Here is an 18,959-nt window from a genome sequence, read left to right on the forward strand (position 1 = left end):
CTGTTGTGAGGAACCGGTCGTGGCTTCTGGTAACGCGCAGCCCTCAGGTCTCATGAGCCCTCGAGCCCCCCGGGTCATGGCCCAGCGCCCACAGCAGCACACCGATCCCGTCCGCCGCTTCGCCTTCGAGCTGCCGGCCCTCACCGCGTCGGTGGCGCGGGCCCGCAGACTCGCGGAGGAGCGGCTGATCCTCTGGGGCTGCGGCCCCGACATACGTGACACGGTCGCCCTGGTCGTCTCCGAACTCGTCACCAACGCCGTGGTGCACACCGCCAGCGGCCGGGTCATATGCGAGATCCGCGAGGGCGAGGAGACGCTGCGCATAGCCGTACGCGACGAGGGCGGACCGGCGGGACCGCGGATACGCGACTGCGGCGAGGACGAGCGGGGCCGCGGCCTCCTCATCGTCGACGCACTCTGCACCGCCTGGGGCGCCGACCGCACCGGACACGGCACCGCGCAGGTCGTCTGGGCGGAACTGGCCCATGGCATGGGGGAACCGTGCTGAGGTCGATGGCCACCCGCATGATCCCGCTGCTCCCCGGAGCCCGCAGGGCACACGGCGACCGTGTGCCGGAGCAGTCCCGCCGCCCCCCCGGACTCACCGGTGGCCGGGCCCGCCCCCGTGACCTGGGCGCCACCCGCCTCACCGTCCCCGTAGGCCTGCACACCGGCCTCGGCTGCGATGCCGTCGGCGTCCCGGCCCGCTTCGGCTTCAAGATCCTCTCCCGCCTCCCCGCCAAGGGCTGCGTCTACGCCGACTCCGACTGGTGGTGGTGGCTGGTCCCGGCCGGCTCCGACCTGGACCTCACCTGGCCGCTGCCCGCCTGCTACGCCCCCGGCGCGGAGATCCCGGACCGCCGCCCCCGGCTCATCCACCACCCCGACGGCACCTCCCCCTACACGCCGCCGATCCCGCTGTACCTGCTGGTCTGCCAGCTGACGGGGATCGCGCCGTCCTGGGCGGCGCCCCCGGTGCGCAGCACGCTCTGACGCGTACGTCCCGCGACGGCATAGGGTCGGGGACATGTTCACCCCGCAGGGTCCGACCCTCCGCGAACTGACCGTCCAGGCGCTCTCCTCGGTCGAGCGCGGCTACGACCTGCTCGCGGAGAAGTTCGACGCGACCCCGTTCCGCACCTCCGACCGGCTCCTGACCTCGGTCACCGAGTCCCTGGAGGCCCTCGGCCCCTTCACGTCGGGGCTCGACGTCTGCTGCGGTACGGGAGCCGGGCTCGGCGTCCTCCGCTCGGTCTGCGCGGGCCGGGTCACCGGAGTCGACTTCAGCACGGGAATGCTGGACGGGGCCCGCCTCGCCCACCCGGGCGCCACCCTGGTCCGCGCCGACGCGCTGGCGCTGCCCTTCGGCCCGGTCTTCGACCTGGCGGTCAGCTTCGGCGCCTTCGGCCACTTCCTGCCGGACGCCCAGCGCACCCTGTTCGCACAGGTCCACGCCTCCCTGCGGCCCGGCGGCACCTTCGCGTTCCCGCTGCCGGCCCCGCCGCCGGTGGGCTCGCGCCTCTACTGGGCGCTGTGGGGCTTCGACGCCACGATGCGCGTCCGCAACGCCGTCCTGCGCCCGCCGTTCGTCATGTACTACCGGACCTTCCGCCTCGCGGACGTCCGCACCCGCCTGACGGACGCGGGCTTCGAGGTCACCCTCACCCCGATGGAATCCCTGGGCCGCAGGGAGGACGGCAGCCCGCGTTGCCGGCTGGTGGTGGCGCGGAAGGCGTGAGCGGGCCCCGCGGGGTTCAGGCCTTCTTGACCACGCTGGACTTGAGCTGCATGGCGCCGAAGCCGTCGATCCTGCAGTCGATGTCGTGACCGTCGACCCCGTCGACCAGGCGGATGTTGCGCACCTTCGTGCCCGCCTTGATCCCGGAGGGGTTGCCCTTCACTTTGAGGGCCTTGACGACGGTCACGGTGTCGCCGTCGCTCAGCACGTTGCCGACGGCGTCCTTGATCACCCGCTCCCCGTCGGCCTCGGCCGCGGCCTCGGCGCCCGGCACCCACTCGTGGCCGCACTCGGGGCACACGACCAGGTTGTTCATCTCGTAGCTGTACTCGCTGGAGCACTGGGGGCACGGGGGAAGGTTCTCGATCACGGTTCCAGGATAAGTGCTGGCCACGTGCCCGGCTCCGGCCGATCGACCCGGTTCGGAGAAACGAGAAGTGCCGGTCGATTCGAGATCGACCGGCACTCTTCCTGCGGTGTCCGAGGGGGGACTTGAACCCCCACGCCCGATAAAGGGCACTAGCACCTCAAGCTAGCGCGTCTGCCATTCCGCCACCCGGACCAGGTGTGTGTCGTTTCGGGGTTTCCCCCGCGGCGACAGATGTAACTCTACCAGGGGTTTGAGGTGCCCTTCACCAGCATTTCCCGTGGTCAGTGCGGCGCGGCGGCCTCGTGGGCCCTTGATCCACTCACCGGGACCCGGCGTATGCACCGAGTGTCGTCGGACGGCTGCGCCGGGTGCCGCGGGAGTGGTGGGAGCCAGGCGCCCCCCGACGCCGGCTCCGTGGGAGCCACCCTGGCGAGAGCCTCGCGGTCCGGGCCAATCCGCCGGCCTGAGTCCGTCAGGTCAGCGGACCTCGGTCAGGCGGGCGGAGACCACGACGTTCCCCTCGTAGCCGTTCCGCTCGGTGAACGTGCCGCCGCAGGTGATCAGGCGCAGCTCGGGGACGCCCGCGTCTGCGTAGACCCGTTTCGCCGGGAAGGCGTCCTTGGGGACGACCTCGACGCCGTACACCGTGAACACGGCGGTCCGTCCGTCGCGGCGGGCGATCTCCACCCGGTGCCCCTTGCCGACGGCGCCGAGGTCGTAGAAGACGGCGCGGCCGTTCGGGGTGTCGACATGGCCGACGACCACGGCGGTGCCGCGTTCCCCGGGGGTGACCGCTCCGTCGAACCAGCCCGCGAGCCGGTCGTCCTCGGGCGGCGGCGCCTCGATCCAGCCCTCGGCGTCGAGGCCGACCTCGGTGACCGGTGCGTCGATGCGGACGGCCGGGACGCGGACCCGGACCGGCGTCGACGCGGGCAGCGGACCGGGGGCGGAGACGGGGAGGCTCATCACCGCGGCCCTGGCGCCGTCGGGCGCCGCCGCGGCGAGGGGCTGCGGGGGGCCTTCGGCCCGGATCTCCTCCGTACCGCCGCGGACGAGGTGGACGCCGACCAGCAGGACGACCGCGATGACACCCCAGGCGCCGCGCCGGGACAATCCGTCCGGCCGGCCCGCGCCGCTCGGCGCCGCCGTGTGCGTCGACCCGGCCGCGCCGTCGTCCGACCACCCCACGTCCGTCGCCCTTCTCGTCGTCCTGCCCGCGCCGCCGCCCCGTGCGCGGGGTGGCGCCCCTCCGTCCCGGACCTCGTCACACCGGGGCGGAGGGGCCGTTTCAGGTCCCCCTGGTGCGAGCCGTCAGGGACGGCCGTGGGCGGCCCGGCGTCGGGTCAGTACGACGGCGGCACCGAGCGCCCCGGCGATGAGCAGCGCACCGGTGACGACCTCGGTGGCTCCCAGGCCCTCGGGGGTCGATCCGGAGGCCGCGGTGGTGCCGTAGCCGGCCTTCACGCCCTTGTGCGCGCCGGGGGACACGCCGTTGTCGTGCTCGGGCCGGTTCCCGCCCTGGTCGCCCTGGGCGATGGTGAGTTTGGTGGTGCCGCGCTCACCTTTGCAGTCGAAGGTGATCTCGTACTGGGTTCCCGCCTTGGCGTCGAAGTCGACGGTGGCGGTGCCCGCCCGGCCCTCGGCGAGGGTGACCGTTTCGAAGACCCCGGAGGTGACCGTCACCGAAGGGACCTCGCAGCCGTCCGAGGTGAGGGTGACGGTGCCGCCGGGGGCGACCGTCGCGGGGCTGACGGAGAAGCCGAACGACGTGACGTCGTGGTTGCCCTCGTCCGCCAGGGCCGTCGGCGCGACCGCGACCACGGCGGCGGCGCCCAGCAGGGCGGCGGAAGCGGCACGTATCGCGCGCATGGCGGTCCTCCAGATCACGCGAGGGCTCGGCCGCGGAGCGATTCCGGGGCCGGAAGGCGATGACCCTCACCGCGATCGAAGCTAGGTCCGCCCCCGGCGCGCCGCCACCGGGCTCCGCCGAACGGGGCATGCCCGTACCGGCTACGGAACGCGGACGACCTGTCCCGCGTACGAGAGGTTCCCGCCGAAGCCGAAGAGCAGGACCGGCGCTCCGGTGGGGAGTTCGCCGCGCTCGACGAGCTTGGCCAGGGCGAGCGGGATGGAGGCGGCCGAGGTGTTGCCGGAGTCGACGACATCGCGGGCGACGATCGCGTTCACGGCGCCGATCTTCGCGGCGAGCGGCTCGATGATCCGCAGGTTGGCCTGGTGCAGGACCACGCCCGCGAGTTCCTCGGGGGCGATGCCGGAGCGCTCGCAGGCCTTGCGGGCGAGGGCCGGGAGCTGCTGGGTGGCCCAGCGGTAGACGCTCTGGCCCTCCTGGGCGAAGCGGGGCGGGGTGCCCTCGATCCGGACGGCGTTGCCCATCTCCGGGACCGAGCCCCACAGCACCGGGCCGATGGCGGGCACGCTCTGCTCCTCGTCCACGGCCTCGACGATCGCGGCGCCCGCGCCGTCGCCGACGAGGACGCAGGTGGTGCGGTCCGTCCAGTCGGCCACGTCGGACATCTTGTCGGCGCCGATCACCAGGACGCGGCGCGCGCCGCCCGCCCGTACCGCGTGGTCGGCGGTGGCCAGGGCGTGGGTGAAACCGGCGCAGACCACGTTGAGGTCCATGGTCGCGGGCGAGATCATGCCGAGGCGGGCGGCGACCCGGGCGGCCGTGTTGGGCGAGCGGTCGATGGCCGTGGAGGTGGCCACGAGGACGAGGTCGATGTCGTCCGGGCTGAGCCCCGCGGTGGCCAGGGCCTTGCCCGCCGCGTGGGCGGCGAGCTCGTCGACGGGTTCGTCGGGCCCGGCGATGTGCCGGGTGCGGATGCCGACCCGGCTCGTGATCCACGCGTCGTCGGTGTCGACCAACTCCGCGAGATCCTGGTTGGTCAGCACCTTGGCGGGCTGGTAGTGCCCGAGCGCGGCAATGCGAGTGCCCGTCATACTCGGGACCCCCTAGGTGGTTCGATCGTCCGGCAGGATCCCCCAGTCTTGCCAGCGACTCATGGGTAACCGGTGACGTAAACCACCAAGATTCCCCCGTACCGCTTGGCCGACCGTGACAAGGACCCCTGTGGGGCACGGCCCCCGCCGCCCCTGGCCGGAGCCGCGACGGGGTCAGTTCTTCGGCGGGTCGATCATCTGGAGCGCGAGGGTGGCCGGGGGCGGGGCGAGGCCGGGGCCGCCGGCCCCGGTCCAGGCGAGGATGTCGTCGAGGGCGTCCTCGTCGAGGGTGAAGGCGATCCAGGCGGCCTTTCCGCCGCGCCGCCGGCCCTCGGTGGAGGGCTGGACGACGACGATGTTCGCCTGTGCGCAGGGGCCGAGGCAGTCGCTGGTACGGACGGCGAGCCGGCCGCCGGAGGCCGCGGCGGCGGCCCGGAGGCGGGCGAGCTGGCCGGTGTGGTCGGTGCCGGGGTTCTTGCGGGCGTCGCCGCAGCAGCAGCCCCGGCAGACGACCAGGGAGCAGGGGCGGGCCCCGTACCGTATCGGGACCGGGGTCACTCGGGGCCGTCCAGGGTGATCGCGGAGACCGGGGCGACCGTGCCGAGGCGGGGGAAGTCGAGGCCGACGGAGGCGTGGTGCTCCTCGGCGGTGAGCGCGGTCATGGCGTCCTCGGCGAAGACCAGGTCGTAGCCGAGGTCGCAGGCGGCGCGGGCGGTGGACTCGACGCCGAGGTTGGTGGCGATGCCGCCGAGGACGAGGGTGGTGGCGCCGAACCCTGACAGCAGTTCATGGAGTCCGGTGTCGTGGAAGCCGCCGATGGTGCCCTTCACCACGACGGGTTCGCCGTCGCGGACGAGGTCGGGGACCAGCTCGCTGCCGGGCGGCTGGGCCTCGACGTTCGGCCGCTCGACGCGGATGTGGACGACGGGGGCGCCGGCCGCCCGGAAGGTGTCGGCGAGCCGGGCGGCTGCGGCGAGGACGTCGGTGCCGGGGCGGGGCGCGAGGGGCAGCGCGACGATGCGTTCCATGAGGTCGACGAGGACGAGCGCGGTGCGACCGGAATCGAGTGCGGGCATGGGAGCACCGTAGCGGCCCCGTTGATCATCTCGGGGCGGCCGTGGGTGTGATCCGGCCTACGGGGGCCGGGGCGGGCGCCGGCGCGGCCTCCGCACGCTCCGGCGGGGTCTCCCCCGGCTCCGGCAGGGCCTCCCCGAGTTCCGGCGGGGTCTCCCCCGGCTCCGGGTCGCGCGCGCGGCGCTTCGCGAGGACCGCGCAGACCATCAGCTGCATCTGGTGGAAGAGCATCAGCGGGAGCACGGCGAGGGCGGCCTCGGGGCCGAAGAGGACGCTGGCCATCGGCAGTCCGGCCGCCAGGCTCTTCTTCGAGCCGGCGAACTGGATCGCGATCCGGTCGGCCCGGCCGAAGCCGAGGCGCCCGGCCCCGTACCAGGTCAGGGCCAGCATCGCGGCGAGCAGCGCGGCCTCGACGGCGACCAGCAGACCGAGCCGGGCCGGGGTGACGAGGTGCCAGATGCCGGCGACCATGCCCTGGCTGAACGCGGTGTAGACGACGAGGAGGATCGATCCCCGGTCGACGTACCCCAGGACCTTCTTGTGGCGTACCAGGAAGCCGCCGACCCAGCGGCGCAGGAACTGTCCGGCGAGGAACGGAACGAGCAGCTGGAGCACGATCTTGAGCAGCGCGTCGGCGGAGAGGCCGCCGGCGCTGCTGCCGAGGAGCAGGGCCGCGAGCAGCGGGGTGAGGAGAATGCCGGCGAGCGAGGAGAAGGAGCCGGCGCAGATCGCGGCGGGCACGTTGCCGCGCGCGATCGAGGTGAAGGCGATGGACGACTGGATGGTGGACGGCACCAGGCAGAGGAAGAGGAGACCGCTGTAGAGCTGGGGCGTGAGGACGGTGGGGACGAGGCCGCGCGCGGCGAGGCCGAGGAGCGGGAAGAGCAGGAAGGTGCTGCCGAGGACGGTGAGGTGGAGCCGCCAGTGCTTGAGGCCGTCGAGGGCTTCGCGGGTGGAGAGCCGGGCGCCGTAGAGGAAGAAGAGGAGGGCGACGGCTCCGGTGGTCGTGCCTTCCGCGACGTCGGCGGCGGCGCCCGAGGCGGGCAGCAGCGCGGCGAGGCCGACCGTACCGAGCAGGGCGAGGACGTAACCGTCGACGGGCAGCCGGGACGGCGGGCGGAGGACACGGCGTGGGGTGCGGGCGGGCGTACGGACGGTCATGGGCTCCACGGCTTCGTGCACTACGGGGGCTGGTCGCGCCTTCCCATCCTGCTCCACGGGCCGGTGATCGGGAATCCCGTACAGCGCTCTGACTGTCATCACGAATCGCGATGAGCGGGTACGGTCGTCCCGTGTACGAGCCCACCCGGTTGCGCACCTTCCTCGCCGTCGCCCAGACCCTGAGCTTCACCAGGGCCGCCGACCGGCTGGGGCTGCGGCAGTCGACCGTCAGCCAGCATGTGCGGCGCCTGGAGGAGGCCACCGGCCGGCCGCTCTTCACCCGGGACACCCACCGGGTGGCGCTGACGGAGGACGGCGAGGCGATGCTCGGATTCGCGCGCACGATCCTCCAGGCGCACGAGCGGGCGGCGGCGTTCTTCGGCGGGACCCGGCTGCGCGGACGGCTGCGGTTCGGAGCGTCGGAGGACTTCGTGACGACCCGGCTGCCGGAGATCCTGGAGTCGTTCCGGCGCGAGCACCCCGAGGTCGACCTGGAGCTGACGGTCGAGCTGTCCGGGACGCTCCAGGCCCGGCTGGCCGCCGGGCGGCTCGATCTGATCCTGGCGAAACGGCGCGGCGCTGAGAGCGAGGGCCGGCTCGTGTGGGAGGACACGCTGATCTGGATCGGCGCGCCGGGGCTGCGGCTCGATCCGGACCGTCCGGTCCCGCTGATCCTGTACCCGCCGCCGGGGATCACCCGGGCGCGGGCACTCGAGGCTCTGGAGGCGCAGGGCCGGGCGTGGCGGATCGCGTGTACGAGTTCCAGCCTGAGTGCGAACGTGGCGGCGGCCCGCGCGGGGCTCGGGGTGATGGCGCACACCCGGGGCATGGTGCCACCTGGTCTCGTGCCGCTGCCGGCCCGTGCGGGGCTTCCGGAGCTGGGTGACGTGGGCTTCGTGCTGCGCGCGGGGCGGCGGGGCGGGGCCGTGCAGGAGGCGGCGGACGCGTTGGCGGAGGCGATCCTGGCGGGCGGGGACCGGCTGCACCGGCCGGGCTGAGGGGTACGGGGGCGGGCGGTCGGCGCCAGGGCCGGGCGGACGGCCGGTGGGCGGATGCGGGCCTGCGGCGCGCTTCCCCACCGGTCGGACGCCCCTCAGCGACCGCACAGTCCCGGCCCCACGGCGCTCCGGTGAGCGGTCCGTACAGATTCCGTGGAGATTCGACCCCGGTGGGCGTACCGCGCGGTCGGTAACGGCCCCGCCGGACCCGTGACTTGGCTCCCCCACCCATCCTGACCTGTGCGAACACGGAATGTCCCGGCTTGGTGAAGGCCCTCCCGCCGGGCAGTCGGGTGGGATACGGTCACCCCGCCGTACGGAGCGCGACAACGGGCTTTTCCAGCCACCGAGCCGTCGAGGAGCAGGTCAGTGCGCGAGTTCACCGTGCCGCCCGTCGAGGCGGCGCCTCAGGTCGGCGGTCTGGCGGACGCCGTGTTCGACCGTGCCCTGGCCGAGCCGGACCGGGTGTCCTTCGGCCGGAAGGATCCCGACGGGGAGTGGCGGGAGGTGTCGGCGGCGCGGTTCAGGGACGAGGTCCTCGGCCTCGCGAAGGGCCTGATCGCGGAGGGCGTGCGGTTCGGCGACCGGGTCGCGATCATGGCCCGTACCCGCTACGAGTGGACGCTGTTCGACTTCGCCCTGTGGACGGTGGGTGCGCAGCCCGTGCCCGTGTACCCGACCTCCTCCGCCGAGCAGGTCTTCTGGATGCTGTACGACTCCGAGGTCACGGCGTGCGTGGTGGAGCACGAGGACCACGCGATGACGATCGGCTCGGTGATCGACCGGCTGCCCCGGCTCCAGCGCCTGTGGCAGCTGGACGCGGGCGCGGTGGACGAGCTGACGGCGGCGGGGTCCGACATCGACGAGGACGTCGTGCACCGGCACCGCAGGGCGGTGACCCCGGAGACGGTGGCGACGGTCATCTACACCTCGGGGACGACCGGCCGCCCGAAGGGCTGTGTGATCACCCACGCCAACTTCATGTTCGAGACGGACATGCTGGTGGGCCGCTGGGAGCCGGTGTTCCGTTCCCGGCCGGGCGAGCAGGCCTCGACGCTGCTGTTCCTGCCGCTCGCGCACGTCTTCGGGCGGATGGTGGAGGTCGCGGCGGTCCGCAGCGGGGTGAAGCTGGGGCACCAGCCGGTGATGGCGGCGGGCGAGCTGCTGCCGGACCTCGCGGCGTTCCGGCCGAGCTTCGTCCTGGCGGTGCCGTACGTCTTCGAGAAGGTCTTCCACGCGGCCCGGCGCAAGGCGGAGCGGGACGGTAAGGCCGGCCCGTTCGACAAGGCCGTGGAGGTGGCGGTCTCGTACGCGGAGGCGCTGGAGCAGAAGGCGTTCGGGACCGGCCCCGGGCCCTCGGCGGCGCTGCGCGTGCAGCACCAGTTCTTCGAGAAGACGGTGTACGTGAAGGTCCGCGCCGCCCTGGGCGGGCGGCTGCGGCACGCGATGTCGGGCGGTTCCGCGATGGACCGCCGGCAGGGGCTGTTCTTCGCGGGCGCGGGGATCACGGTGTACGAGGGGTACGGGCTGACGGAGTCGTCCGCCGCCGCCACCGCGAACCCGCCGGAGCGGACGAAGTACGGCACGGTCGGGCAGCCGGTGCCGGGGACGACGGTGCACATCGCGGAGGACGGCGAGGTCTGGCTGTACGGCGGCCAGGTCTTCTCCGGCTATCTCAACGCCCCCGAGGCGACGGCCGCCGTGCTCAACGACGGCTGGCTGGCCACCGGGGACCTGGGCGCCCTCGACGAGGACGGCTATCTGACGATCACCGGGCGCAAGAAGGAGATCCTGGTGACCTCGGGCGGCAAGAGCGTCGCGCCGACGGGTCTTGAGGAGCGGGTCCGGGCGCATCCGCTGATATCCCAGTGCATCGTCGTCGGCAACGACCGGCCCTATGTCGCCGCGCTGGTGACGCTCGACCAGGAGGCGGTGGAGCACTGGCTCGCGATGCAGGGGCGCCCGCCGCTCGCGCCGTCGGAGCTGGTGCGCGATCCGTCCCTGGAGACCGAGATCCGGCGGGGGGTGGTGGCCGCGAACACGCTCGTCTCGCAGGCCGAGTCGATCCGCACCTTCCGCATCCTGGCGCATCCGTTCAGCGAGGAGCACGGGCTGCTCACCCCGTCGCTGAAGCTCAAGCGGAAGGCGATCGAGCGGGCGTACGCGGCGGAGGTCGCGGCGCTGTACGGCTGAGCGGGCGCGTCACGCCGGGACCGGCCGGGGGGCTCCGGGGCGGGCCAGGGGCCGGGGCGCGGAATGCGGGAGGCCCCGTGATCGTTGACGGTGGGGACGCCCCCGTACGAGCTGGAGCGGGTGCGCGACCGTCACGAACCGCGACAAGTAAGGACCCCTCCCACGTGAGCACGGACAGCAAGGTTCCCTCCGTCACCCTGAACAACGGCGTCCGGATGCCGCAGCTGGGCTTCGGTGTCTGGCAGGTGCCGGACGACGAGGCCGCGGACGCCGTGGCGACGGCTCTGGAGGCCGGCTACCGCTCGATCGACACCGCCGCGATCTACGGGAACGAGGAGGGCACCGGCCGTGCTCTCGCCGCCTCCGGGATCGCCCGCGAGGACCTCTTCGTCACCACCAAGCTGTGGAACAGCGAGCAGGGCTACGACTCGACCCTCAAGGCCTTCGACGACTCGCTCGACAAGCTCGGCCTCGACCACGTCGACCTGTACCTGATCCACTGGCCGGTCCCGGCGAAGGACGCGTACGTCGACACGTACCGGGCGTTCGAGAAGATCTACGCGGACGGGCGCGCCAAGGCGATCGGCGTCTCGAACTTCCTCCCGGAGCACCTGGAGCGGCTGATCGGCGAGACCTCCGTCGTCCCCGCCGTCAACCAGATCGAGCTGCACCCCCAGCTCACCCAGGCGGCCTCGCGCGAGGCGCACGCCCGGCACGGGATCGCGACCGAGGCCTGGTCGCCGCTCGGCTCGGGCAAGGGCCTCCTGGACGTCCCGGCGATCGTCGCGATCGGCCGCAAGCACGGACGCACCCCGGCCCAGGTCGTGCTGCGCTGGCACCTCCAGCTGGGGAACGTGGTCATCCCGAAGTCCGTCACCCCCTCCCGTATCCGGGAGAACATCGAGGTCTTCGACTTCGAGCTGGACGCCGAGGACCTGGCCGCCATCGCGGCGCTCGACGAGAGCCGCCGTCTCGGCCCGGACCCGGCGGAGTTCAACGTCGGCGCCTGAAGGCGCGGAACCCTCCGGCGCCGCGCCGTCTCGGCGGTGCGGCGCCGGCTGCGCGCCCGGCCTCAGTAGCCGTACACGCCGAGTTCGGTGACGGAAGCGAAGAGGTGCTCCCAGATCCCGGCGCCGGGCGCCCCCTCGGCCAGCGCTCCGGCGTCGACGGCGTCCATCGCGCGGAGGAAGGCCGACACGCCCGCCTCCCCCGGGTACGGGTCCCAGCAGGCGCCCATGTGGCGGCGTACGCCCTCCAGGAGGCGGACGAAGGCGTCCAGGTCGCGGGCGAGCGGGAAGACGGCGTCGCCGCCCGGGCCGTGGCTGCCGTCGGGCTGCCGCATGCCGACCGCTCCCGTCGTCGGATCGACGAACACCTCGCCCGGGTCGCAGTACCCGAGGTCGAAGGCGCCGACGCGCAGCAGCCCCTCGGGACCGGGGCCCAGCGGCTGCGCGTCCACGGCGGGGTCGTCGAACAGGGCGGCGTCGTCGCGTGCGTCGATGTCGTCGCGCGGGGCGGGGGGGGGTGGGTTCGTGTGCGGTCACCGGGTCATGGTGACAGCAGGCGCCTCCGACACCGGCCGGGCGGTCGTCGGCGGACGGCTGTGGGCAGCGCCTTCGCCGTACCCGCCGTTGTCGTACCCGGGACATAGTGTCGGGTCCAACAGCGGTGCGTGACGAAGGAGTCGATGCGTGAGTGGTTCTCCGGTGCCCGTCGAGGAGGGCCTCTACCGGGTGCGGAACGTGGCCAGCGGGCTGCTCCTGGAGGTGTACGAGGGGTCGGGCCGCAGCGGTGCCAACGTGCAGCAGGGCGCCGAGCGCGGAACTCCCGCGCAGCACTGGCACATCAGCTCGGTGCCCAACGGCGGCGGGCTCCACCACCTGGTCAACGCGGCCAGCGGCAAGCGGCTCGACGTCGCGGGCGCGTCCACGGAGAACGGCGCCAACGTCCAGCAGTGGAGGGCGAACAACTTCGGCGCGCAGGAGTGGATCATCGAGCAGGACCTGCAGTCGCCGGGGACGGTCGCGCTGGTGAGCTTCGTCAGCGGCCTGTTCCTGGAGGTCGCCGACGGTTCGAAGGACGACGGGGGCAACGTACGGCAGTGGGAGGACACCGACTCCCCGTTCCAGTGGTGGCGGCTGGAGCCGGTGTCCTGACGGTTCCGGGTGCGGTCCGTCAGCCCTTGCGGGCGGTGTGGACCGTGCGGGCCGTGAGGTAGTACAGGTCCGTGCGGTGGTGCAGGGACCGCTCGTCGGACGGGTCCAGGAGCCGGTCGAGGGTCGCGGCGTCGTCCGCGTCGAGACGGCCGCCCCAGCCCTCCTGGATCCGGGTGTAGTGGGCGATGACCAGCTCCCGCACCAGTGGGGACACCGGCGCGGGGAGGTCGGTGAGGAACGTCCTGGTGCCGGCCGGGGTGAGCCCGGCGGAGGCGAGGAGCGCCCGCCAGTCGTCCGGCTCGTCCTTGGAGCCGGGGAGTTCGGCGCGCATCTCGCCGAACCAGTCGGCGTGGGCGGCGTCGAGGCGGGCCTCGAAGCCGGGCCGGCCGATGCCGATGTGCCAGGGCAGATGACGGGTGGGCAGCCCGCCCTCGACGAGGGCCATCACACCGCCGGGGTTCAGCAGCCCGGCGAACTCGACGAGCGCGGCCCGCTGGTCGCCCATGTGGTGCATCGAGTTGCCGGCCCAGATCAGGTCGGCCGCACCCAGGCCCGCGATGCCCTCGGGGAGTTCGGCGTGCAGGGTGGAGACGCGGGCGCCGAGGCCTCGCGCCCGCGCACGGGCCTCGGCGCGGACGAGGAGTTCGGGGGTGCCGTCGACGGCGACCGTCTCGGCGGCCGGGAAGGCCTCCGCGAGCAGACCGGTGATGACACCGGGACCGCTGCCGATGTCGAGGACCCGGCGGACGCCCGGCACCGGGGCGAGCGTGCCGAGCCAGGCGGCGGCGTCCGCGTAGGCGGGGCTCGCGACCTCGGCCTGCCGCTCCAGGAGCGGAGCGATCTCGTTCCAGTCGAGGTGGGTGCTGTCGTGACCGTGCTTGTGACCGTGGCCGTGCTTGTGGGCCGGGGCTGCCGCGTGGCCGGCGGAGTGCTGGTGGCCGTGGCCCTCGCCGTGGGCGTGTCCGTCGTGGGACGCGATCTGCTGAGTCATGGTCCCAGCGTGCGGGGAGTCGACCGGGATCGCGAGAAGAGTTGCCGGTCCGGCAAGGAATCCGTGCCCGTCGTGGCACGGGTCACGCGCCGGGGCGGTGATCGTACGGCTCACGCCCTGGAGCGGTGTCCGTACGCGTCACGCCCCGGAACGGCGTCCGTACGGCTCACACCCCCGTGCGGTGTCCCTGCGGACTGACGCCCCTGACCCGCTTGAACGCCGCGCTCAGGGCGAAGGCCCCGCTGTAGCCGACCTGCCGGGCGACGGACTCGACGGTGGAGTCCGTCTCGCGCAGCAGGTCGGCGGCGAGCGCGAGCCGCCAGTCGGTGAGGTACGCCATCGGGGGCTCGCCGACGAGTTCGGTGAAGCGGCGGGCGAGCGACGCCCGTGACACGCCCGTCTTCGCGGCGAGCGACGCGACGGTCCACGGATGGGCGGGGTCGTCCTGGAGCAGCCGGAGCGCCCGGCCGACGACCGGGTCGCCCATGGCCCGGTACCAGGCGGGCGCCTCGGCGTCGGGCCGGGAGAACCAGGCACGGACGGCGGCGATGAGCAGCAGGTCGAGGACCCGGTCGAGGACGACGCTCTGGCCGGGTTCGTCGCGGGCGATCTCCTCGTCGAGGAAGGGCATGAGGGGGCACTTCCACACGTCCGCGGGCAGGTGCAGCAGGTCCGGCAGGGCGTCGAGCAGCCGGCGGCCGACCTCGCCGTCCATCAGATAGGTGCCGATGAGCACCGTGGTGCCGCCGTCCGGGGCGTTGCCCCAGGTGCGGACGCCGAGCCGCATGGTCTGGGCGAGCGGCTCCCCGGAGAGGGTGGAGCAGGCGCCGTCGGGTCCGATACGGGCACGGGGCGGCGCGTCGGGGGCGTCCGCGACGGTGTACGGCTCCGGGCCGCGGGCGATGGCGATGTCACCGGGCCGCAGCAGGACGGGGTCGCCGGTCCCGGGGACGATCCAGGCCTCGCCCGAGGTGACGCACATCAGACAGATCGGCGCACCGTCCTCGATGCGTACGGACCACGGCGGTTCCATGATCATGCGGAGCAGGAAGGCGCCCCTGGCGCGGGGGCCGTCGAGGAGTCCGGCGAGTACGTCCATGGGACCCAAGGGTAGGCGGCCGGGTGAGACGCAGACGCAGGGACGTGAGACTGCGGAGCATGGGCACGGGGGTCCGTGGGCGGGAGTCTTGACCCATGACGAACCAGACGAACAACTCGCAGGACACTCACACCACTCGGAACGCCCAGAACGCCCAGGGCGCTCAGGGCGGCGGGGCCGCGCCGACCGTGCTCGTCACGAGCGCCACCGGGAAGACCGGGCAGCGCGTGGCCGAGCGGCTCACGGCGCGCGGGGCGACGGTTCGCGCCGGGTCCCGTACCGGCGCGACCCCCTTCGACTGGGAGGCCCCGGACACCTGGGCTCCGGCGCTGCGCGGCGCCGACTCCGCGTACGTGGCCTACTACCCGGACCTCGCAGCCCCCGGCGCGGTCGAGGCGATGCGGACCTTCGGCCGCCTGGCCGTGGAGGCCGGGGTGGGGAGGCTCACCCTGCTGTCCGGGCGCGGGGAGCCGGAGGCGGTCGCGGCGGAGGAGGCCCTGCGGGAGGCGGCCGAAGGGGTGGAACTGACCGTCGTACGGGCCTCGTTCTTCGCGCAGAACTTCTCCGAGGGGCTGCTCGCCGAGGGCGTCGCGGCGGGCTCGGTCGTCTTCCCCGCGGGTGACACGGCGGAGCCGTTCATCGACGCCGACGACCTCGCGGACGTGGTCGTGGAGACCCTGACGGACGACCGCCACGCGGGCCGGACGCACGAGCTGACGGGGCCCCGGCCGGTGGGCTTCGCGGAGGTGGCGGCGGAGATCTCCCGCGCTTCGGGCCGTCCGGTGGTCTACGAGCCGGTGTCCGAGGCCGACTACGCCGGATTCCTCGCGGGCTTCGGGCTCCCGGCCCCGGAGGCCGCATGGCTGGCGAACCTCTTCGCGACGCTCCTCGACGGCCACAACGCCTCGGTGACGGACGGGGTGAAGCAGGTGCTGGGCCGCGACCCGCGCCCGTTCGCCGACTTCGCGACGGAGGCGTGGGACGGTCGGACGTCCGCGTCCTGAGACCGGCTCCGGGCGGCGCGCGAACGGCACCGGCGCACCGCCCGGCCGGGGTCCGTACGGCCGCCGGCTCAGACGTACCGCTCGGCGAGGGTCCGTACGGTCACCGCGATGCGGGCGCGGAGGTCCGGCGCGAGGACCTCCGCCTCCGCGCCGAGCCCGAGGAGCATGGCGTGGGCGTGGTCGGGCGATTCGACGGGGAGGGTGGCGCGGGTCCAGCCGTCGGGCTCCGGGGTGCCGGTGGCGGCGAGCGCGCGTGCGGCGGCCCCGGTGAGGCGGGCGGCTCCGCGTGCGGAGATGCGGACGGTCGCCTCGTCGCGGTGGAGCCGGGAGTGGAAGTCGGTCCGGCCGGTTACCTGGCGGACGCGCTGCCGTCGGGCACGACGGGGGTGGCCGCGTGACGCGTGGTTCGCTTCCTCGGCGGAGGGCCGGGACGGACGGGTGAGGACGTTCAGCCGCGCCTGACGAAGCACGCCAGCCGGTAGCGGGGGTCGTCGCGGGGGCGGTCCTGGTCCGGCAGCGCCGCCAGGGTGGCGGCGAGTTCCTCGGTCGTGGCCGGGTCGTCGCCGGGGAACCAGGAGGCGAAGTACCCGGCCCGCAGCTTCCGTACGGTGTCGCGCGGGGTGGCGCCCTGGCCGTGCCCCCTGAAACGGGTGCCGGGGGCGGGTTCGAGGCCGTGGGCCTCCGCGTGACGGGTGATCAGATCGGCGCGGTCGGAGGCGGCGGCGGCCGAGCGGTGGGGGCGCAGGATCGCGTCGATGTCGCTGCCGACGTCATGGGCGGTGTCCTTGTCGACGGTGACGACCAGGACACCGCCGGGGCGCAGGACGCGGGCCGCCTCGGCGACCACGTCCGGCGCGAACGGCACGAGGTGCAGCAGCCAGACGGCGCTGACCGCGTCCACGGCGGCTGCGGGGAGCGGCAGCCGACGGGCGTCGGCGCGTACGACCCGGCCCGGTGCGCGTCCGGCCGCGACCCGCAGCATGGCGTGGGCGGCGTCGGCGCCGTGGACGCGCAGTCCGGGCCTGACGAGTCGTTCGGTGACGAGACCGGTGCCGCAGGCCAGGTCGAGCAGGGTGCGGGCGCCGGGCGGGACGAGCCGGAGCACGGCCTCGGCCGCCGCCTCGGCCCGGGGCACCCCGCCCCGGGTCCGGTCGTAGTGCGCTGCCTCGGTCTCGTAGTCGAGCACGGTCTCCCCCATGCCCCCGATCCTACGAGGGGTGCGGTGACCGGTGGGGGTCAGCGGGCGCCGTGGCCGGGCGCGATCCCTTCGACGCGCTCGGCGAGTTCGAAGTCCTTCCCGGTGACGGCGCCGCCCGCGGAGTGGGTGTTCACGGACAGGGAGACGGTGTCGTACCCCAGGGTCAGGTCGGAGTGGTGGCCCAGCTCCTGCTGGATCCGGGCCACATGGACCACGAGCGCGGTGGCGGCGAAGTGGTCGTCGAGCCGGTAGGCGCGGGTCAGGCGGTCCTCTGCGACCGACCAGCCGGGAAGCTCCCGCAGTCGGTCCTCGATCTCCTTCTGCGACAGCGGCTGTGTGGGCACGGCGGTGCTCCCTCCGGACGGGTGGCGCGGGTGACGGACGGGGGTCCCCGGGGAAACGTACCCGGGGACCCCTCTGGGATACCGTCTGGCCATGACGACTGTCGTGAGCGACACGGGGGTGGGGCCGCTGCTGCGCGGCTGGCGCGAGCAGCGACGGCTGAGCCAGCTGGAGCTGGCGCTGCGCGCCGACTCCTCGGCGCGGCACATCTCGTTCGTGGAGACGGGGCGGTCGCGGCCGAGCGAGGACATGGTGCTGAGGCTGGCCGAGCACCTGGAGGTGCCGGTGCGCGAGCGGAACGCGCTGCTGCTCGCCGCCGGGTACGCGCCCCGGTACACGGAGTCGCCGATCGACGCCCCGCGCCTGGAGACGCTCCGGGAGGGCATCGAGCGGCTGCTCCAGGGGTACGAGCCGTATCCGGCGCTCGTGGTGGACGGCTCGTACACGGTGGTGGCGGCCAACCGGGGCATCGGGCTGCTGCTCGAAGGGCTGCCGGAGCATCTGCTGACCCCGCCGCTGAACACGATGCGGATCACCCTGCACCCGGAGGGCCTCGCGCCCCGGATCCGGAACCTGCGGGAGTGGCGGGGGCATCTGCTGGCGCAGATGGAGCGTCAGATCGGTCTGGCGCGATCGGAGTCGCTGCGCGCGCTGTACGCGGAGGTGGCGGCGTACCCGCTGCCGCCGGACGCGGACACCGACGCAGGTGGTACCGGTGCCGGTGCGTCGGACGAGGAGCCGTACCCCTACTTCGCGCTGCCGCTGCGGATCGAGCACGACGGGCGGGTGCTGTCGTTCGTGTCGTCGATCTCGACGTTCAACACGCCGCTGGACGTGACCGTCGCCGAGCTGGCCATCGAGACGTTCCTCCCGGCCGACCCGGAGACGGTCGCGTATCTGCGGTCACTGCCGCCGGTCAGCGGCTAGCGGCGACGGCCCGGAGGGCAGCCCACTGGAGTGCGGCGAAGCCGGCGACGGTGGCCGCCTGCATCGGGGTCCACACCAGGCCTGCGGTGGTCGGCTCCAGCCAGGCGATCAGGGCGACGACGCTCAGCACGGCCCAGAGGGCGTTGGCGTCGACGACGAGCTTCACGAGGAGCGCCGGGGGCTGCGGGCGGCTCGCGAGCCAGCCGACCCCGGCGGCGAACAGGGTGAGGAAGACGCCGAGTTCGAACAGAAGGCCGGAGTCGACGCCGAGGAACTCACCGAGCGGTCCCGAGGCGGCGGCGTAGGCGACGCCGTTGGCGCCGGTGACGACGGCGTCGAGGGCCAGGAAGCGGCGCACCGCGGCCTGGGGCCGGGCGGTGCGGGCGAGACCGGACAGCAGGGCCTGGGACATGGTGGATCACCCTCCAAGGGGGACGTTCGTACGGGCGCTGAGCCCGGAGCCCGAGCGGAGTGCGCCGCCCGGGTTCCGGTGGTCCTGAGCATGCCGGGCGGGGCGCGGGGGGTCGATTACGTGGGAGGTAATGCGGGCCTTCCCTCAGCCTCGGCCGGACGCCCGCTCGCCGCGCTTCTGGGGAACCACTGCGGTCGCTAGAGTTCGCCTTCGTCTGCTACGTGTCGCCTCGCGTGGCTCCCCATCTGGCTCCCTGGTCGGCCAGGTCGCCACGACTGCCAGTCCGGGGTCCCCAACCCTCCGACTCGAAAGCAAGGGCGACGCACATGTGGACT

Annotated in this window: 23 protein-coding genes and 1 tRNA gene; 9 read left to right on the forward strand and 15 right to left on the reverse strand. The window is 73.6% G+C overall.

The annotated features are described in order from the left end of the window. Window positions 1-76: 76 nt before the first annotated feature. The 3 genes from ABT154_RS17595 to ABT154_RS17605 are packed head-to-tail and all read left to right on the forward strand — an operon-like array spanning window position 77 to window position 1,738. Window positions 77-508 carry an ATP-binding protein gene (locus ABT154_RS17595; protein ID WP_317875021.1) on the forward strand — a complete coding sequence of 144 codons (432 nt, stop codon included), beginning with the start codon at window positions 77-79 and terminating at the stop codon, window positions 506-508. Further along, complete coding sequence (locus ABT154_RS17600; RefSeq protein ID WP_502969533.1) at window positions 502-993, forward strand: hypothetical protein; 492 nt, start codon at window positions 502-504, stop codon at window positions 991-993. The genes ABT154_RS17595 and ABT154_RS17600 overlap by 7 nt, the downstream gene beginning before the upstream one ends. 34 nt (window positions 994-1,027) lie before the next feature. Beyond that, on the forward strand, window positions 1,028-1,738 hold the full coding sequence (locus ABT154_RS17605) for a class I SAM-dependent methyltransferase (RefSeq protein ID WP_351857719.1): 711 nt from the start codon (window positions 1,028-1,030) through the stop codon (window positions 1,736-1,738). Between the two features lie 16 nt (window positions 1,739-1,754). Here ABT154_RS17605 and ABT154_RS17610 read toward each other — a convergent pair whose 3' ends face one another. The 8 genes from ABT154_RS17610 to ABT154_RS17645 form a co-directional block, all read right to left on the reverse strand. After that, entirely contained in the window at window positions 1,755-2,108 is a 354-nt protein-coding gene (locus ABT154_RS17610) for a zinc ribbon domain-containing protein YjdM (RefSeq protein WP_351857720.1), read from the reverse strand. Between the two features lie 107 nt (window positions 2,109-2,215). After that, window positions 2,216-2,300 (reverse strand) — tRNA-Leu (locus ABT154_RS17615). A gap of 285 nt (window positions 2,301-2,585) precedes the next feature. Next, on the reverse strand, window positions 2,586-3,221 hold the full coding sequence (locus ABT154_RS17620; RefSeq protein ID WP_351857802.1) for a class F sortase: 636 nt from the start codon (window positions 3,219-3,221) through the stop codon (window positions 2,586-2,588). 198 nt (window positions 3,222-3,419) lie between these two features. Continuing rightward, window positions 3,420-3,977 carry a hypothetical protein gene (locus tag ABT154_RS17625; RefSeq protein WP_351857721.1) on the reverse strand — a complete coding sequence of 186 codons (558 nt, stop codon included), beginning with the start codon at window positions 3,975-3,977 and terminating at the stop codon, window positions 3,420-3,422. A gap of 141 nt (window positions 3,978-4,118) precedes the next feature. Next, window positions 4,119-5,069 carry a beta-ketoacyl-ACP synthase III gene (locus tag ABT154_RS17630; RefSeq protein ID WP_351857722.1) on the reverse strand — a complete coding sequence of 317 codons (951 nt, stop codon included), beginning with the start codon at window positions 5,067-5,069 and terminating at the stop codon, window positions 4,119-4,121. Between the two features lie 174 nt (window positions 5,070-5,243). Further along, complete coding sequence (locus ABT154_RS17635) at window positions 5,244-5,627, reverse strand: (2Fe-2S) ferredoxin domain-containing protein (RefSeq protein ID WP_351857723.1); 384 nt, start codon at window positions 5,625-5,627, stop codon at window positions 5,244-5,246. After that, window positions 5,624-6,145 (reverse strand): isochorismatase family protein, encoded by a 522-nt coding sequence (locus tag ABT154_RS17640; protein ID WP_351857724.1) that lies wholly within the window; start codon window positions 6,143-6,145, stop codon window positions 5,624-5,626. The genes ABT154_RS17635 and ABT154_RS17640 overlap by 4 nt, the downstream gene beginning before the upstream one ends. Window positions 6,146-6,170: 25 nt before the next feature. Then, window positions 6,171-7,304, reverse strand: coding sequence for a bile acid:sodium symporter family protein (locus ABT154_RS17645; protein ID WP_351857725.1), 1,134 nt, complete (start codon window positions 7,302-7,304; stop codon window positions 6,171-6,173). A 131-nt stretch (window positions 7,305-7,435) separates the two neighbouring features. On the opposite strand from ABT154_RS17645, the gene ABT154_RS17650 reads away from it, so the two are divergent. The 3 genes from ABT154_RS17650 to ABT154_RS17660 all read left to right on the forward strand — a co-directional run bounded on the left by ABT154_RS17650 (window position 7,436) and on the right by ABT154_RS17660 (window position 11,505). Next, the gene (locus ABT154_RS17650) at window positions 7,436-8,302 is read left to right on the forward strand and encodes a LysR substrate-binding domain-containing protein (protein WP_351857726.1); all 867 of its coding nucleotides are present in this window, start codon (window positions 7,436-7,438) and stop codon (window positions 8,300-8,302) included. A gap of 369 nt (window positions 8,303-8,671) precedes the next feature. Then, window positions 8,672-10,495: an AMP-dependent synthetase/ligase gene (locus ABT154_RS17655; RefSeq protein WP_351857727.1), complete on the forward strand. Its 1,824-nt coding sequence runs from the start codon at window positions 8,672-8,674 to the stop codon at window positions 10,493-10,495. A gap of 215 nt (window positions 10,496-10,710) precedes the next feature. Continuing rightward, window positions 10,711-11,505, forward strand: a complete 795-nt coding sequence (locus ABT154_RS17660; RefSeq protein ID WP_351857803.1) for an aldo/keto reductase — start codon at window positions 10,711-10,713, stop codon at window positions 11,503-11,505. Between the two features lie 62 nt (window positions 11,506-11,567). On the opposite strand, the gene ABT154_RS17665 is transcribed toward ABT154_RS17660, so the two are convergent. Then, window positions 11,568-11,996, reverse strand: coding sequence for an SUKH-4 family immunity protein (locus ABT154_RS17665; protein ID WP_351857804.1), 429 nt, complete (start codon window positions 11,994-11,996; stop codon window positions 11,568-11,570). 190 nt (window positions 11,997-12,186) lie between these two features. Between ABT154_RS17665 and ABT154_RS17670 the strand changes: the two genes are divergently transcribed. Beyond that, window positions 12,187-12,651, forward strand: a complete 465-nt coding sequence (locus ABT154_RS17670) for an RICIN domain-containing protein (RefSeq protein ID WP_351857728.1) — start codon at window positions 12,187-12,189, stop codon at window positions 12,649-12,651. A gap of 19 nt (window positions 12,652-12,670) precedes the next feature. On the opposite strand, the gene ABT154_RS17675 is transcribed toward ABT154_RS17670, so the two are convergent. Then, window positions 12,671-13,642: a class I SAM-dependent methyltransferase gene (locus ABT154_RS17675; protein ID WP_351857729.1), complete on the reverse strand. Its 972-nt coding sequence runs from the start codon at window positions 13,640-13,642 to the stop codon at window positions 12,671-12,673. A 166-nt stretch (window positions 13,643-13,808) separates the two neighbouring features. Next, entirely contained in the window at window positions 13,809-14,741 is a 933-nt protein-coding gene (locus ABT154_RS17680; RefSeq protein ID WP_351857730.1) for an AraC family transcriptional regulator, read from the reverse strand. 95 nt (window positions 14,742-14,836) lie between these two features. Here ABT154_RS17680 and ABT154_RS17685 point away from each other — a divergent pair, with 95 nt between their 5' ends. Next, window positions 14,837-15,745, forward strand: a complete 909-nt coding sequence (locus tag ABT154_RS17685) for a Rossmann-fold NAD(P)-binding domain-containing protein (RefSeq protein ID WP_351857731.1) — start codon at window positions 14,837-14,839, stop codon at window positions 15,743-15,745. Window positions 15,746-15,813: 68 nt separating this feature from the next. On the opposite strand, the gene ABT154_RS17690 is transcribed toward ABT154_RS17685, so the two are convergent. The 3 genes from ABT154_RS17690 to ABT154_RS17700 are packed head-to-tail and all read right to left on the reverse strand — an operon-like array spanning window position 15,814 to window position 17,287. Continuing rightward, on the reverse strand, window positions 15,814-16,215 hold the full coding sequence (locus ABT154_RS17690; RefSeq protein ID WP_351857732.1) for a WCX domain-containing protein: 402 nt from the start codon (window positions 16,213-16,215) through the stop codon (window positions 15,814-15,816). After that, entirely contained in the window at window positions 16,194-16,943 is a 750-nt protein-coding gene (locus ABT154_RS17695) for a class I SAM-dependent methyltransferase (protein ID WP_351857733.1), read from the reverse strand. The genes ABT154_RS17690 and ABT154_RS17695 overlap by 22 nt, the downstream gene beginning before the upstream one ends. A 38-nt stretch (window positions 16,944-16,981) precedes the next feature. Next, a complete protein-coding gene (locus ABT154_RS17700) occupies window positions 16,982-17,287 on the reverse strand; it encodes a 4a-hydroxytetrahydrobiopterin dehydratase (RefSeq protein WP_317878053.1) in 306 nt (101 codons plus the stop codon). A gap of 91 nt (window positions 17,288-17,378) precedes the next feature. Here ABT154_RS17700 and ABT154_RS17705 point away from each other — a divergent pair, with 91 nt between their 5' ends. After that, window positions 17,379-18,212 (forward strand): helix-turn-helix domain-containing protein, encoded by an 834-nt coding sequence (locus tag ABT154_RS17705; protein WP_351857734.1) that lies wholly within the window; start codon window positions 17,379-17,381, stop codon window positions 18,210-18,212. On the opposite strand, the gene ABT154_RS17710 is transcribed toward ABT154_RS17705, so the two are convergent. Continuing rightward, window positions 18,202-18,624, reverse strand: a complete 423-nt coding sequence (locus ABT154_RS17710; RefSeq protein WP_351857735.1) for a hypothetical protein — start codon at window positions 18,622-18,624, stop codon at window positions 18,202-18,204. The genes ABT154_RS17705 and ABT154_RS17710 overlap by 11 nt on opposite strands. Between the last annotated feature and the right edge of the window lie 335 nt (window positions 18,625-18,959).

Source organism: Streptomyces sp. NPDC001728 (genome assembly GCF_040297565.1).
In the GTDB taxonomy this organism is placed as follows: Bacteria; Actinomycetota; Actinomycetes; order Streptomycetales; family Streptomycetaceae; genus Streptomyces.